This is a genomic window from Mycobacterium sp. ITM-2016-00318, from assembly GCF_002968285.2.
GTDB lineage: Bacteria > Actinomycetota > Actinomycetes > Mycobacteriales > Mycobacteriaceae > Mycobacterium.
Genome location: NZ_CP134400.1, coordinates 2956481 through 2970812, shown reverse-complemented (window position 1 = coordinate 2970812; position 14332 = coordinate 2956481). Strand labels below are relative to the sequence as shown.

14 protein-coding genes and 1 pseudogene are annotated in these 14332 nt (G+C 65.8%); 12 read left to right on the top strand and 3 right to left on the bottom strand.

From position 1 onward, the window contains the following. Positions 1-66: 66 nt before the first annotated feature. Complete coding sequence (locus C6A82_RS14550) at positions 67-546, top strand: nucleoside deaminase (protein WP_105345626.1); 480 nt, start codon at positions 67-69, stop codon at positions 544-546. Next, positions 543-1847, top strand: coding sequence for an alpha-amylase family protein (locus tag C6A82_RS14545; RefSeq protein WP_105345628.1), 1305 nt, complete (start codon positions 543-545; stop codon positions 1845-1847). Before C6A82_RS14550 ends, C6A82_RS14545 begins: the two co-directional genes overlap by 4 nt. A gap of 1 nt (position 1848) precedes the next feature. On the opposite strand, the gene C6A82_RS14540 is transcribed toward C6A82_RS14545, so the two are convergent. Next, complete coding sequence (locus C6A82_RS14540) at positions 1849-2280, bottom strand: DUF1810 domain-containing protein (RefSeq protein WP_105345630.1); 432 nt, start codon at positions 2278-2280, stop codon at positions 1849-1851. A gap of 58 nt (positions 2281-2338) precedes the next feature. Here C6A82_RS14540 and C6A82_RS14535 point away from each other — a divergent pair, with 58 nt between their 5' ends. From C6A82_RS14535 to C6A82_RS14520, 4 genes are all read left to right on the top strand, one after another. Continuing rightward, positions 2339-4513: an adenylate/guanylate cyclase domain-containing protein gene (locus tag C6A82_RS14535; RefSeq protein ID WP_199193790.1), complete on the top strand. Its 2175-nt coding sequence runs from the start codon at positions 2339-2341 to the stop codon at positions 4511-4513. Continuing rightward, positions 4510-5910: a mechanosensitive ion channel family protein gene (locus C6A82_RS14530; protein ID WP_105345633.1), complete on the top strand. Its 1401-nt coding sequence runs from the start codon at positions 4510-4512 to the stop codon at positions 5908-5910. Before C6A82_RS14535 ends, C6A82_RS14530 begins: the two co-directional genes overlap by 4 nt. Positions 5911-5919: 9 nt before the next feature. Next, the gene (locus C6A82_RS14525; protein ID WP_105345634.1) at positions 5920-7143 is read left to right on the top strand and encodes an alpha-hydroxy acid oxidase; all 1224 of its coding nucleotides are present in this window, start codon (positions 5920-5922) and stop codon (positions 7141-7143) included. A gap of 183 nt (positions 7144-7326) precedes the next feature. Then, entirely contained in the window at positions 7327-8325 is a 999-nt protein-coding gene (locus C6A82_RS14520; protein ID WP_105345636.1) for an esterase family protein, read from the top strand. A gap of 116 nt (positions 8326-8441) precedes the next feature. Here the strand turns inward: C6A82_RS14520 and C6A82_RS14515 are convergent. Continuing rightward, positions 8442-8633: pseudogene (locus C6A82_RS14515) on the bottom strand (AAA family ATPase); the annotation flags it as partial. Positions 8634-8642: 9 nt separating this feature from the next. Continuing rightward, positions 8643-8789 (bottom strand): hypothetical protein, encoded by a 147-nt coding sequence (locus C6A82_RS14510; protein WP_158261639.1) that lies wholly within the window; start codon positions 8787-8789, stop codon positions 8643-8645. A gap of 23 nt (positions 8790-8812) precedes the next feature. On the opposite strand from C6A82_RS14510, the gene lon reads away from it, so the two are divergent. The 6 genes from lon to C6A82_RS14480 all read left to right on the top strand — a co-directional run bounded on the left by lon (position 8813) and on the right by C6A82_RS14480 (position 14325). Further along, on the top strand, positions 8813-11140 hold the full coding sequence (gene lon / locus C6A82_RS14505) for an endopeptidase La (RefSeq protein WP_105345638.1): 2328 nt from the start codon (positions 8813-8815) through the stop codon (positions 11138-11140). 106 nt (positions 11141-11246) lie between these two features. Continuing rightward, a complete protein-coding gene (locus C6A82_RS14500; protein WP_105345642.1) occupies positions 11247-11579 on the top strand; it encodes a TfoX/Sxy family protein in 333 nt (110 codons plus the stop codon). Positions 11580-11653: 74 nt separating this feature from the next. Then, complete coding sequence (locus tag C6A82_RS14495; protein WP_105345644.1) at positions 11654-12256, top strand: endonuclease; 603 nt, start codon at positions 11654-11656, stop codon at positions 12254-12256. Next, positions 12253-12981, top strand: coding sequence for a DUF72 domain-containing protein (locus tag C6A82_RS14490; RefSeq protein ID WP_105345639.1), 729 nt, complete (start codon positions 12253-12255; stop codon positions 12979-12981). Before C6A82_RS14495 ends, C6A82_RS14490 begins: the two co-directional genes overlap by 4 nt. Before the next feature lie 38 nt (positions 12982-13019). After that, positions 13020-13607, top strand: a complete 588-nt coding sequence (locus C6A82_RS14485; protein ID WP_105345641.1) for a hypothetical protein — start codon at positions 13020-13022, stop codon at positions 13605-13607. 121 nt (positions 13608-13728) lie between these two features. Continuing rightward, a complete protein-coding gene (locus C6A82_RS14480) occupies positions 13729-14325 on the top strand; it encodes a hypothetical protein (RefSeq protein ID WP_311101349.1) in 597 nt (198 codons plus the stop codon). Positions 14326-14332 lie beyond the last annotated feature (7 nt).

The window sequence follows — 14332 nt, the reverse complement described above, 5'->3', positions numbered from 1 at the left end:
GCCTCACCTACCTCCACCAGGCGGGTCACAACGCATCGGCGCGCGGGCTGCGTAAACTCACCGCCCGTGGCCCTGCACGACGACGACCTGACCCGGCTCGGCCGCTGCGTGGAGCTCGCGCAAACGGCGCTCGAAGCCGGCGACGAGCCCTTCGGCTCGATCCTGGTCGGCGCCGATGGTCGCACGCTCTTCGAAGACCACAACCACGTCGCCGGCGGCGACGCCACCCGCCATCCCGAGTTCGCGATCGCCCGCTGGGCTGCGGAGAACCTGTCGCCCGCCGAGCGCGCCGAGGCGACCGTGTACACCTCCGGCGAGCACTGCGCCATGTGTGCCGCCGCGCACGCGTGGGTCGGGCTGGGGCGCATCGTGTACGCCGCCTCGAGTGCACAGCTGACCCAGTGGCTCACCGAATGGGGAGCGCCGCCACCGCCGGTGGCGCCCGTGCCGATCACCGTAATTGCGCCGGGAGTCGTCGTCGACGGACCCGCCCCCGCTTTGGCCGACACCATGAAAGCCCTCTACGAGAAGAAGTTCCGGCCATGAGTGAACCAGCGTGGGTCGCGCACGCGATCTGGTGGCAGGTTTATCCGCTCGGCTTCGTCGGCGCGTTCCCGGCCGATACGCCGCCGCGTGCTGACCAGCACCGGATGCGGCGCATCGTCGGATGGCTCGATCAAGCCGTCGAACTGGGCGCGTCGGGTATCGCGCTCGGGCCGATCTTCGAGTCCAGAACCCACGGTTATGACACCACCGACCACCACCGGATCGACCCCAGGCTCGGTGACGACGCCGACTTCGACGAACTCGTCACCGAGGCGCACCGCCGCGGTCTGCGCGTCCTACTCGACGGTGTCTTCAACCACGTCGGGACCGACTTTCCCCGCTACCGAGACGCAGTCGCCGGCCACGACGCATCGTGGTTCCGCCGAACCGGCGGCGAGTTCAAGACATTCGAGGGCCACGGCGAGCTCATCGCGCTGAACCACGACAACCCCGACGTCGTCGACTACACCGTCGACGTGATGACGCACTGGCTCCGGCGCGGAGCCGACGGCTGGCGTCTCGACGCCGCATACGCGGTACCGGACCGGTTCTGGGCGCAGGTGCTGCCGCGCGTCCGGGAGGCGTTCGGTGACGCCTGGTTCGTCGGCGAGGTCATCCATGGTGACTACTCCGCGCATGCCCGCGACGCCGGATTCGACTCGGTCACTCAGTACGAGCTGTGGAAGGCGATCTGGAGCAGCCTGAACGACGGGAACTTCCACGAGCTCGACCACGCGCTGCAGCGACACGACGCATTTCTCGACGCCTTCGTTCCGATGACCTTCGTCGGCAACCACGACGTGACCAGAATCGCGAGCCAGCTGGAGAACACCCGGCATCTCGAGCACGCCTTGGTCATCCTGCTCACCATCGGCGGCACGCCGAGCCTGTACGCAGGCGACGAATTCGCTTATCGCGGCGTCAAAGAGGACCGTGTCGGCGGCGACGATGCCGTCCGGCCTGAATTCACCTCTCCGCTCGTCGGCGTCGACGAGCGCGGCCGCGACGTCTACCGACTGCATCAGTATCTGATCGGGCTGCGACGCAGGCATCCGTGGCTGCACACGGCGAGAACATCGGCGGAGAAGCTGACCAACACCCAGTACGTCTACCGCGTCCGCCACGACTCGGATGCGCTGTTGGTGGCGCTCAACATCGATGATGTGCCGATGTCGGTCGAGCTGGGCCAGTTCGGCCACGGCGAAGGCCGCATCGTCGCCGGCTCCGGTGCGCCACCGCAGGACGTGATCTCATCCGCCGACGTCGAGCCGCACGGCTGGTTGATCGTCGAGCGCAGCTGATTCAGCAGAGCCGCGTCAGCGTCGCGGGGTCTTCTTCGCCGCCGTAGAACTTCTCGAGTACCGCGACGAAGTCGCGGTTGTCGGCGGCGGCACGGGCGAAAAGCGTCATCGAGGACCGCAGCTTCATGTCGTCGGGCCAGCCGAAGATCTCCTCCGCCGTGCGGCCGTCGATCGCGGCAACCAGGCGGGCGCACTCCCTGAGTCGCGGGCCGAGCACATCGTGGGCAAGGTAGGCGCGGGCCTCGTCGATGGAGGAGATCGCAAACCGGACCGCTGTCGGACTCCTGCCCAAGCCGCGAAGTTGCGGAAAAACGAACCACATCCAGTGGCTTCGCTTGCGCCCGGCGCGCAGCTCGGCGAGTACGGAGTCATAGACTCCGGCCTGCGCATCCACGAAGCGCCGAAGGTCGAATGGGTCCGGTCGGTTCGTCACAACAATTTGCCCACATTCATTTCGTTTGCAAGTTTCGCGAGCTAGTCTTCGGGTTTCAATGACGATAACGAATGACTCAGATGGCCCGGCGCCCTCTGCGCCCGCGGCGAAATCCAGAAGTTTCCGCCGCCGAGTGCTGTCCCGGCTCAGCATCCAATCAAAACTGCTGGCAATGTTGCTGGTGACGAGCGTGTTATCGGCCGCCGTCGTCGGCGCGATCGGTTACCAGTCGGGGCGGTCGTCCTTGCGCGCTTCGGTTTTCGAAGGGCTCACCGAGATAAGGGCCTCACAGACGCGTCAGTTGGAGGCGCAGTTTTCCGACCTCAAGAATTCGCTCGTCATATATACCCGCGGCGCCACCACGACCGAAGCGGTCAGGGCATTCACCGGAGCTTTCGACCAGCTCAACGATTCGACGATCAGTCCAGCACAGTGGCAGTCGATAATCGACTACTACAACAACCAGTTTCAGAAAGCAGAAGAAGACCAGACCGGCGACCGTCTCGACACCGCAGCGCTGTTGCCGAGGTCGAATCCGCAGAAGTATCTCCAGGCGTATTACACCGCGCCTTTCAACGACTGGAACAAGGCGCTCGCCTTCGACGATGCGCGTGATGGCAGCCCGTGGTCGGCGGCCAACGCGCAGTACAACGACTTCTTCCGGGAAATCGTCAAACGGTTCGAGTTCGAGGATGCGTTGCTGCTCGATACCCGTGGCAACGTCGTCTACTCCGCCTACAAGGGCGTCGACCTCGGGACGAACGTCCTCACCGGTCCGTACCGGGAGGGTGAGCTCGGCGAGGCCTATGAGAAGGCGCTGTCATCCAACGCCGTCAACTACGTCGGCGTCACCGACTTCGGCGACTATCAGCCCGCCGACGAACCCACGGCGTGGTTGATGTCGCCCGTCGGGCAGGCGGGCCGGGTCGAAGGCGTGCTGGCGCTGCAGTTCCCGATCTCCAAGATCAACCGGTTGATGACCGCGGACAAGCAATGGGAATCCGCGGGCATGGGTAAGACCGGCGAGACTTTTCTGGTCGGACCAGACAACCTGATGCGCTCGGACTCGCGGAAGTTCCTAGAGGACCCGGAGCAGTTCAAGCGCGATGTGATCGAGGCGGGCACACCGCCGTCCGTTGCCGAGGAGTCCCTTTTGCAGGGCGGCACCACACTGGTCCAGCCCGTCGAGACCGAGGCGACCCGGCGCGCGCAACGCGGCCAGGAGGGCACGCTGACCGCCACCGACTACCTCGGACATGAGTCGCTTCAGGCCTACGCGCCGGTTGACCTGCCTGGGCTGAACTGGTCGGTGATCGCCAAGATCGACACGTCCGAGGCCTTCGCGCCGGTCTCCGCGTTCACCAGGACGCTGGTGCTTTCGACGGCGGTAATCATCTTCGTGGTCTGCCTGGCCGCGATGCTGCTCGCCCGGCTGTTCGTGCGGCCGATCCGCCGGCTGGAGGCAGGCGCGCAACAGATCAGCGCAGGCGACTACAAGGTGACGTTGCCGGTGCAATCCCGCGACGAGTTCGGCGATCTGACGGTGGCCTTCAACGACATGAGCCGAAACCTCGCCATCAAGGAAGACCTCATCGCCGAGCAGCGGCGCGAGAACGACCGCCTGATGCTGTCGCTGATGCCGGAGCCGCTCGTGCAGCGCTATCGCGAAGGCGAGGAGACGATCGCGCAGGACCACCAGAACGTCACCGTCGTCTACGCCGACATCGTCGGCCTCGACCAGCTCACCGCTGAGTTGAGCTCCGACGAGCTGCTGAGCATCGTCAACAAGCTGACCCGCCAATTCGACGCGGCCGCAGAAAGTCTCGGCGTCGAGCAGGTGCGGACTCTGCACAACGGTTATCTCGCCAGCTGTGGGTTGAGCGTCCCGCGACTCGACAACGTGCGTCGCACCGTCGACTTCGCCATCGAGATGCAGCGCATCGTCGACCGCTTCACCGTCGAAACAGGTAACGAACTGAGCCTGCGGGCGGGGATCGACACCGGCACTGTCACCAGTGGTCTGGTCGGACGGTCGACCCTGGCATACGACATGTGGGGTTCGGCGGTCAACGTCGCGTATCAGGTGCAGAGCGGATCTCCGCGGGCCGGGATCTACGTCACGTCGCGGGTGTATGACGTCATGCGCGATACCCGCGACTTCACCTCGGCCGGCGAAGTGAGCGGCGACGACAGCGCAGAGCCGATCTGGCGGTTGACGGAGCGCGAACCGTGACCGGCTTGTTCGACGCGCCCTGGTTCTACTGGGCAATCGGGGTCGCCGTCGGTTTTCCGATCGCACTGGTCGCACTGACAGAACTACAGAATGCGTTGCGTCGCAGAAACAGTTTCCTGGTGCGGCCAGTTCATCTTCTCCGCACCTATATCCTGCCGCTGGGCGCACTGCTGCTGCTGCTCATCGGTGCGATCCAGGTTTCCGGTGAAGCGACCCCGGTGCGCATCGTGTCGACGGTGTTCTTCGTCGTGGTGCTCGTCTTGCTGCTGTCCGGGCTGAATGCGACTGTCTTCCAGGGTGCGCCGGAGGGCACATGGCGCAAGCGCATTCCGACGATATTCCTCGATGTCGCGCGCTTTGCCCTTATCGCGGTAGGCATCGCGTTGATCTTCGCCTACATCTGGGGCGCCAACGTCGGAGGACTGTTCACGGCGCTCGGCATATCGTCGATCGTGCTCGGCCTTGCGCTGCAGAACTCGGTCGGTCAGATCATCTCCGGCCTGCTGGTGCTGTTCGAGCAACCGTTTCAAATCGGCGACTGGATCGAGACGCCGTCAGCAAAAGGGCGTGTGGTCGAGGTGAACTGGCGCGCAACACATATCGATACCGGCGGTGGGCTCCAGATCATGCCGAACTCGGTGTTGGCCGCCGCATCGTTCACCAACTTCAGCCGTCCGCCGGGCAGTCACTCGCTCGGCGTGAAGACGATATTCTCCTTGGACGACCCACCCGACGATGTATGCCGGATGTTGACCAATGTCGCAATGGCTCTGCCCCAGTTGCGCCCCGACGCGGCGCCGTCGAGTGTCGCTGCGGGCGGTCTGAACTACACCACATCCATACCGCTGCGTACACCCGCCGACGACTTCGGCGCGAAAGCCACCTTCCTGCGCTGGGTTTGGTATGCCTCCCGGCGTGCCGGACTGCACCTCGACGAGGCGGAGGACGACTTCGAGACAACGGAGCGGATGAACCGCTCGCTTGCCATCATCGCGCCCACCTTGCGGTTGAACCAGGACGATATGGAGGAGCTTCTCCCCCACGCCCGGCTCGCGCGATATGGCGCCGACGAGTACATCCAGTCCGCCGGCGAGGTGCCCACGCGGATGAACTTCATCGTCAATGGCAGGGCTCGGCTGGAGGCACCGGGAGAAGACGGGGCGGTCATCGCGGTGCGCACGCTCGAGAAAGGTGACTTCCTCGGCCAGACCACGTTGACCCGCGAGCCGGTCATCGCGTCGGCCCGCGCACTCAACGAAGTGACCGTGCTTCAACTAGAACGCGACCAGATCGAGGAACTCGTCGGCCGGAAGCCGGTGCTGCTGCAGGAAATCGGGCGTGCGATCGACGATCGACGGGCCGACGTCCGGCGCGCGATTTCGGCGGCGGCCGACTAGGGAACGCCGATGGACCGCAGAGTACCGAGGCCGCGCGAACTAGCCCCTCTGATCCAATTCAAGAAGCCGAGGTTTAACCCGACGGCACGCAGGCTCTCTGCCGCTCTGACGATCGATGATCTGCGGCGGATCGCCAAACGACGCACGCCGAAAGCCGCCTTCGACTACGCCGACGGTGCCGCAGAGGAAGAACTGTCGCTGGGGCGGGCGCGGCAGGCGTTTCGCGACATCCAGTTCCACCCGACGATTCTGCGCAATGTCGCCGACATCGACACCGGCTGGGACGTTTTCGGAGGTCGGGTCGACCAGCCGTTCGGGATCGCCCCGACGGGATTCACGCGTCTGATGCAGACCGAGGGTGAGATCGCCGGTGCACATGCGGCGGCAAGGGCGGGCATCCCCTTCTCCCTTTCGACACTGGGCACCAGATCCATCGAAGAGGTCAAGGCGGCGAACCCGAACGGTCGCAACTGGTTTCAGCTATACATGTGGAAAGACAGGGACCGTTCGATGGCGTTGGTCGAGCGTGCTGCCGCGGCCGGCTTCGACACTCTGCTCGTCACGGTGGACGTCCCGGTCGCGGGTGCCCGGCTACGGGATACGCGCAACGGCATGTCGATTCCCCCCGCACTCACCTTGCGTACGGTGCTCGACACGGTGCCCCACCCCCGTTGGTGGTTCGACCTGTTCACCACCGAACCGCTGTCGTTCGCCTCGCTCGACCGCTGGCCGGGCACCGTCGCCGAATACCTCGATTCGATGTTCGACCCGACGGTGACATTCGAGGACTTGGCCTGGATCAAGTCACAGTGGCCGAACAAACTGGTGGTCAAAGGGATTCAGACCCTCGACGACGCCAAGTCGGTTGTCGACCTCGGTGTCGACGGCATCGTGCTGTCAAATCACGGCGGCCGCCAGCTGGACAGAGCTCCCGTTCCGTTCCATCTGCTGCCCGATGTCGCTCGCGAAGTCGGCGGTGAGACCGAGATCGTCTTGGACACCGGGATCATGTCGGGCGCCGACATCGTCGCCGCCATAGCTCTCGGCGCGCGCTTCACCCTCGTCGGGCGTGCCTACCTCTACGGCCTGATGGCCGGCGGCGAGGCCGGTGTGGACCGCGCCATCGCGATCTTGTCCGACCAGGTGGCCCGCACCATGCGACTTCTCGGCGTGACAAGCCTGGCGGAGCTGACGCCGCGGCACGTCACCCGGATGTCTGGGCTCAACGGGTAGTCAGGGGCGTCGTGCCAGCTCGAGCTGTTGGTATCGGCGCCGAGTCGCAATCGTTAGCCATTCGCGATATCCCATCGCCGTGTTGGTACCCGTGTGACATATGTGACCGGTGATTCACTGACGCACACAAGCAACGGCAATTGCTTGAAAGCACGTAATTGGAAAGGTGGGTTTGTTGCCGTTATGAAGTGGATTGAGAAGATTCGAGGCAAGTGGGGACGCCGGCTGGCGGCGGGCGCCGTCGTGGCGGCAGCCCTGCCCGGTTTGGTCGGTTTCGCCGGGGGCGCGGCGACCGCAGGCGCTTTTTCTCGGCCGGGCCTACCCGTCGAGTACCTGGATGTGTTCTCCCAGTCGATGAACCGCAATATCCGGGTGCAGTTCCAGGGCGGCGGACCGCACGCGGTGTACCTGCTCGACGGCCTGCGGGCGCAGGACGACTTCAGCGGCTGGGACATCGAAACCCCGGCGTTCGAGTGGTACTACGGTTCGGGATTGTCGACCATCATGCCGGTCGGCGGCCAGTCGAGCTTCTATACCGACTGGTATCAGCCGTCGTCGGGCAACGGTCAGGACTACACGTACAAGTGGGAGACGTTCCTGACCCAGGAACTGCCCGCACATCTCGAGGCTAATCAGGGCGTCTCGCCGAACGGTAATGCCGTGGTCGGTATTTCGATGGGCGGCGCCACCGCGCTGACCTACTCGATCTACTACCCGCAGAAGTTCATTTACGCCGCGTCGCTGTCCGGCTTCCTCAACCCGTCTGAGGGTTGGTGGCCGATGCTGATCGGTCTCGCGATGAACGACGCGGGCGGCTACAACGCCGAGAGCATGTGGGGCCCGTCCTCCGATCCGGCCTGGAAGCGCAACGACCCGATGGTCAACATGAACCAGCTGGTCGCCAACAACACCAGGCTGTGGATCTATTGCGGCAACGGCACTCCCGCCGACCTCGACGCCGGAAGCAATGGCGGCAATCTGATGGCTGCTCAGTTCCTCGAAGGGTTCACGTTGCGGACGAACGAGACCTTCCGGGACACCTATGTGGCCGCAGGCGGGAAGAACGCGGTGTTCAACTTCCCCCCGAACGGGACGCACAGCTGGGGTTACTGGGGACAGCAGCTCGAGCAGATGAAGCCCGACCTCCAACAGGTGCTGGGCGCGTCACCCACCTCCGCGTAACAGCACCTCCCCTCCAGTGAGCCTGTCGCCTGCCCCGGCGGCAGGCTCACTGTTTTGCGCCGCTTATCTCCTCGAGGGTTTGTTCCCGACGGACGACCCCGCCGCCCCGCTGACGGTCACAGCCGAGTGCGCAGGGCAATGTCCTCTTCGAACTCGGACAGCATCGCGTCAGTCAACGTCGGACGGGTATCGGCGATGGCGGTCAGATAGTCGTCGGTGCGAGCGGTTTCGCCACACCGGAACTCGACCTCGCGCTCGAAGGCGCACTGAGCGCCCTTCCGTGCTGCGAATTCTATGTCGGCCGGTGTCAGCCTGATCTACCAGGTATCGGTCGACGTCGCCGACGGTGTGTTTTCCGTCATCTCCTGGGGGACGATGGCCTGCTCATCGCGGCGACGATCGTCGTCGGCCGACGGCTGGGGGCGCGCTGGGAACAAAGGAGCGCCCGCCAGGGTTGAGCGCATCAGGCTGAACTTTGGAGGACTAGATGCCTGAAGCAATCTCAGTGCCGGTGCTGTTCGTCAGCGAGCCGATCGTGCTGCCGACCATGGTGGTGCCCATCGAGCTCGACGACGCCGCCCGCGCTGCTGTAGACGCCGCGCAAGCAAGCGAGAGCGGAAAGCTGCTGATCGCGCCGCGGCTCGATGACCGCTACCCCACTTACGGCGTGCTCGCCTCGATAGTCCAGGTCGGGCGCATCCCGGGTGGCGGCGGCTCGGCCGCGGTGGTCCGGGGCGAGCGTCGCGCTCACATCGGTACCGGTACGACCGGCCCCGGCGCTGCGCTGTGGGTCGAGGTGACCGAGGTCATCGATGAGAGCCCGGCCCCCGAGTCGACTCTTGCGCTCGCCGCCGAGTACAAGAAGCTGCTGCTGGCCATGCTGCAGCGGCGCGAAGCGTGGCAGATCATCGACTTCGTCAACAAGCTGACGGACCCGTCGCAGCTGGCGGACACTGCCGGATACGCCTCGTATCTGACCGACGTGCAGAAGCGCGAGTTGCTGGAGACGCCCGACGTCGCCGAGCGGCTGCGAGCGCTGATCGACTGGACCGGTGACCATCTCGCCGAGACGGAGGTCAACGACAAGATCGCCGAGGACGTCCGCGAGGGCATGGAGAAGACGCAGAAGGAGTTCCTGCTGCGCCAGCAGCTCGCCGCGATCCGGAAGGAACTCGGCGAGGGCGAACCCGACGGATCCGACGACTATCGGGCCCGCATCGAGGCCGCCGACCTGCCCGAGAAGGTGCGCCAGGCAGCGCTTCGCGAGGTCGGCAAGCTGGAACGGTCGAGCGAGCAGAGCCCGGAGGGGGGGTGGATCCGCACCTGGCTGGACACCGTTCTGGAGCTGCCATGGAATGTCACCACCGAGGACTCGACCAATTTGACGCTCGCCAGGGAAGTCCTCGACGCCGACCATCACGGGCTGGAGGACGTCAAGGACCGCATCGTCGAGTACCTGGCGGTGCGAGCCAGGCGGGCTCAGCGCGGCATGGCCGTCGTCGGCGGCCGCGGCTCCGGCGCGGTGATGGTGCTGGCCGGGCCTCCCGGGGTCGGCAAGACCTCGCTCGGTGAGAGCGTGGCACGCGCATTGGGTCGCAAGTTCGTTCGCGTCGCCCTCGGCGGCGTGCGCGACGAGGCCGAGATCCGTGGCCACCGTCGGACGTATGTCGGTGCACTTCCAGGTCGTCTGGTGCGCGCGATCGGCGAGGCAGGTTCGATGAACCCCGTCGTGCTGCTCGACGAGATCGACAAGGTCGGCTCCGATTACCGCGGGGACCCGAGTGCGGCACTGCTCGAGGTGCTCGACCCCGCGCAGAACCACACATTCCGCGACCACTACCTTGATCTGGACCTGGACCTGTCCGACGTGGTGTTCCTCGCGACGGCCAACGTCATCGAGAACATTCCGTCGGCGCTGCTGGACCGGATGGAGCTGGTCCAGATCGACGGTTACACCGAGGACGACAAGGTCGCCATCGCCCGCGACTTCCTGCTGCCGAGGCAGCGCGAGCGGGCGGCGTTGACCGACGACGAGGTCACGGTCACCGACGCCGCGCTGCGTAAGATCGCCGCCGATTACACCCGCGAACCAGGTGTGCGCCAGTTCGAGCGGCTGCTGGCCAAGGCGCTGCGCAAGGCGACCACCAAGCTCGCCGAGAACGCGGATCCGTTGACCATCGATGAGCCGGACCTGGTTGGCTACCTTGGCCGCCCGAGGTTCACCCCGGAGTCCCAGGAACGCACGGCGGTGCCCGGCGTTGCGACCGGCCTGGCCGTCACCGGCCTCGGCGGCGACGTGCTCTACATCGAAGCCGGGTCGACCGAGGGCGAGTCGAGCCTGCAGCTGACCGGTCAGCTGGGCGATGTGATGAAGGAGTCGGCGCAGATCGCGCTGTCCTACGTCCGCTCGCACGCCGACCAGCTCGGCGTCGACCCGACGGCGTTGGACCGCAAGATCCACGTGCACGTGCCTGCGGGTGCGGTGCCCAAGGACGGTCCCTCGGCGGGTGTCACCATGGTCACCGCCCTGGTGTCGATGGCCACCGGACGTCAGGTCCGCTCCGACGTCGGAATGACCGGTGAGGTGACGCTCAACGGTCGGGTGCTGTCGATCGGCGGGATCAAGCAGAAACTGCTGGCCGCCCAACGTGCAGGCCTGTCAACGGTTTTCATCCCGCAGCGCAACGAACCCGACCTGGACGACGTCCCTGCCGAGGTGCTCGAGGTGCTCGACGTGCGGCCGATGACCGATGTCGCCGACATCGTCGCCCAGGCGTTGGAACCGGTGGAGGCGTTGGCGACCAGCGCGGCCTGACAACCACATAGCGCGAGCAGACGCAAAAGCTCCCGACACGCCGGTGTTGTCGGGACTTTTGCGTCTGTTCGCGTTGAAGCATCCGAACCCGGTCTACCGTCGTGCCATGGCGTACGACCAAGACCTCGCCGACCGCATCCGCGAACTCCTCGGCGCGGAGAAGGGAGTGGAAGAGAAGCGGATGTTCGGCGGGTTGGCGTTCTTGGTCAACGGCAACATGTCGGTGGCAGCGAGCGGCCGCGGCGGGCTGATGGTCCGGGTACCACCGGCCGAGACCGAGAAGCTGCTCGCTCGCGAGCACGTCGAACCGATGGTGATGGCAGGACGGGAGACCCGCGGATGGCTGCGGGTGTCCGGTGACGGCGTCAACACCAAACGCCAACTGCAGTCGTGGGTGGCCCGAGGCGTGGACTACGCCAAGTCGCTGCCGCCGAAGTGACGTTTCCGTTGCCGGCCTACGGGTAGCCGTATCGGGTGGCACGGTCATCGAACAAGGACCTCGTCGGTCGCCTGATGAAGGTCGCGGGCACCACCTATGCGGATGAAGCCGGCATCACGTTGCGGGACAAGCCGATGCCGCTGTTCCAGCTCCTCACGCTGTGCATGCTCGCGAGCAAGCCGATCGACGCGACGATCGCGACGAGGGCTGCGCGGGAGCTTTTCGCGGCCGGTCTGAGGTCCCCGAAGGCGGTGCTGACCGCCGATCGCCACACATTGATCACCGCGTTCGGGCGGGCGCACTACGTCCGCTACGACGAGAGCTCGGCCACCCGGCTCGCTGACATCGCCACCATGCTGAATGACGACTACGGCGGCGACCTGCGCCGGCTGGCCGCCGCCAGCAACCACGACGTCGGGGAGGCGAAGCGACTGTTAAAGCGGTTCAAAGGAATCGGAGACACCGGCGCTGAGATTTTCCTTCGCGAAATACAGGACGTGTGGACGTGGGTGCGACCACACTTCGACCAGCGCGCCGCCGACGCCGCGCGCGAAATCGGCCTGCCCGCCGACCCCGCCTCGCTGAGCGCGCTCGCGCCGCGCAGGACCGCGACGCTTGCCGCGGCGCTGGTGCGCGTCTCGCTGGACGACGACGTGCGCGCCGAACTGGTGGCGTGATCCGGATCGGGACCTCGGGGTGGTCATATGACCACTGGACCGACGTGCTGTATCCCGCCGGGATGCCGGTTGCGAAACGGCTGGCCCGCTACGTCGAGGAGTTCGACACCGTCGAACTCAACGCAAGCTTCTACCGCTGGCCCCGCGACGACGCGTTCGCCGGATGGCGGCAGCGGCTGCCTGCGGGCTTCACGATGGCGGTCAAGGCGCACCGCGGACTGACGCACTACCGCAGGCTGAAGTCGGCGGAGCCGTGGGTCGAGCGGTTCGAGCGATGCTGGACCGCACTCGGCGACCGGGCCGAAGCGCTGCTGGTCCAACTCCATCCCGGGGTGGAACGCGACGATGCGCGACTGGATCACTTCCTCGGCCTGATGCCGCAGTCGATCCCCGTGGCGATGGAGCTGCGTCATCCGACGTGGAACGACCCCGCGGTGTTCTCCTTGCTCGAGCGTCACGGCGCCGCGTACGTCGTGATGAGCGGTGCGCAATTGCCCTGTGTGCCCCGGGCCACCAGCGACCTGGTCTACGTCCGCATGCACGGCCCCGAGCCTGCCTCGCTGTACACCGGCTCCTACTCCGAGGACGACCTGCGCCGGTGGGCCGACCGCCTCGTCGCGTGGCAGCAGGAGGGCAGGCGCGTTGACGTGTACTTCAACAACGATCTCGGCGGCCACGCCGTGCGCAACGCGCGTCGGCTCAAGGAGTTGATGACCCCCGGTTGATCCGCCGAAATCGGGTTCGGGCACGCTGTTGGGTCAGAATGCGTGCCATCACTTTGACCTCTGCGGCGCTGTTGCTCGTGGCGGGTTGCTCGGGCGGAGGCGTCGTCGACACTGGCGAGTGGGCGACGTTTCCGACATCGGCGGGGCCGGTCGCGCCACAGCTTCCGCCGACCGATTCCGTGCACTTGGCCAACGCGTTCGATTTCGTCGGGTATACGCAGGATCAGGCCGCGTATTACTTCGCCACACCCAGCGGTCGCTGGCAATGTGCCATCCTCCCCCGCGACAAGGCGGGATGCCAGGCCAAGGGCGGGGGCGCACTCAGCATCGCGGGTGCGCCGGACACGGTGCGCGACGCCGAAGGCGAAGAGGTGCCGCCCAACGCGATCGTCGTCGAACCGGAGGGCGACCCGTATTTCGCCGCGTTGGCGGAGCCAGGATTCGCGCCGCCGGAGACCGCTAAGGTGTTGCCGTTCAACAGGACTCTGATCGCAGCCCTGTTCCGGTGCAACATTCAGGAGAAGACGGGGGTCTCGTGCGTGAGCGAGCAGAGCGGGAGGGGATTCACCTTCAGCTCGGATGAGTTCCGCCCGCAGTACACCGAGGTGCCGCTCGACACGCCCTAGCTCGCGTATCGGTGACCGTTATCCGGCTAGCGAAAGCGGCCATCGCCATCGCTGGGTGGTTTCAGCGTTTGCTGCCCCGGTGCGTCGAGAGAAATCTGCGTTTGGCACGCTATGGAACCAAATGCGAGCCATAACTCTGACCTTTGCGGCGCTGATAGTTCTCACGGGGTGCACAGCCGAACGTGTCGTCAACACCGGCGAGTGGGCTACAGACACCTCGTCGACCGCCGCCCAGGCCGCCCCGGCCGCGCCGCCGCTGCCGCCGACCAACCCCGCGCTGCTGGCCAATGGGCGCGACTTCGCCCAGAACACTGCTGGTCGATCGGCCTACTACTTCTCGACGCCGAGCGGTCGCTGGCAGTGCGCGATACTGCCGGGCGACATGGCGGGCTGCGGAGGCACGACCGACGCCCTTGCCATCACCGGTGCACCGGAAACCGTGCCGGACGCGGACGGTCAGCAGACACCGCCCAACGCGATCGTCGTCGGCCCACAGGGCGATGCCCGTTTCGCGGCCGTCGACGCCGCTGCGTTCGCTCCGCCGTCGCCCGCCACCGTGCTGCCGTTCAACCGGACGCTGGCCGTTGCCCGTTTCCGGTGCAACCTCCAGGAGTCGAAGGGGGTCTCGTGCCTGAGTGAGGCAAGCGGCAAGGGCTTCACGTTCAGCGCGGACGGATTCGATCTGCATTACAGCGAAGTGCCGCTCGACGCACCCTAGCGGCGCA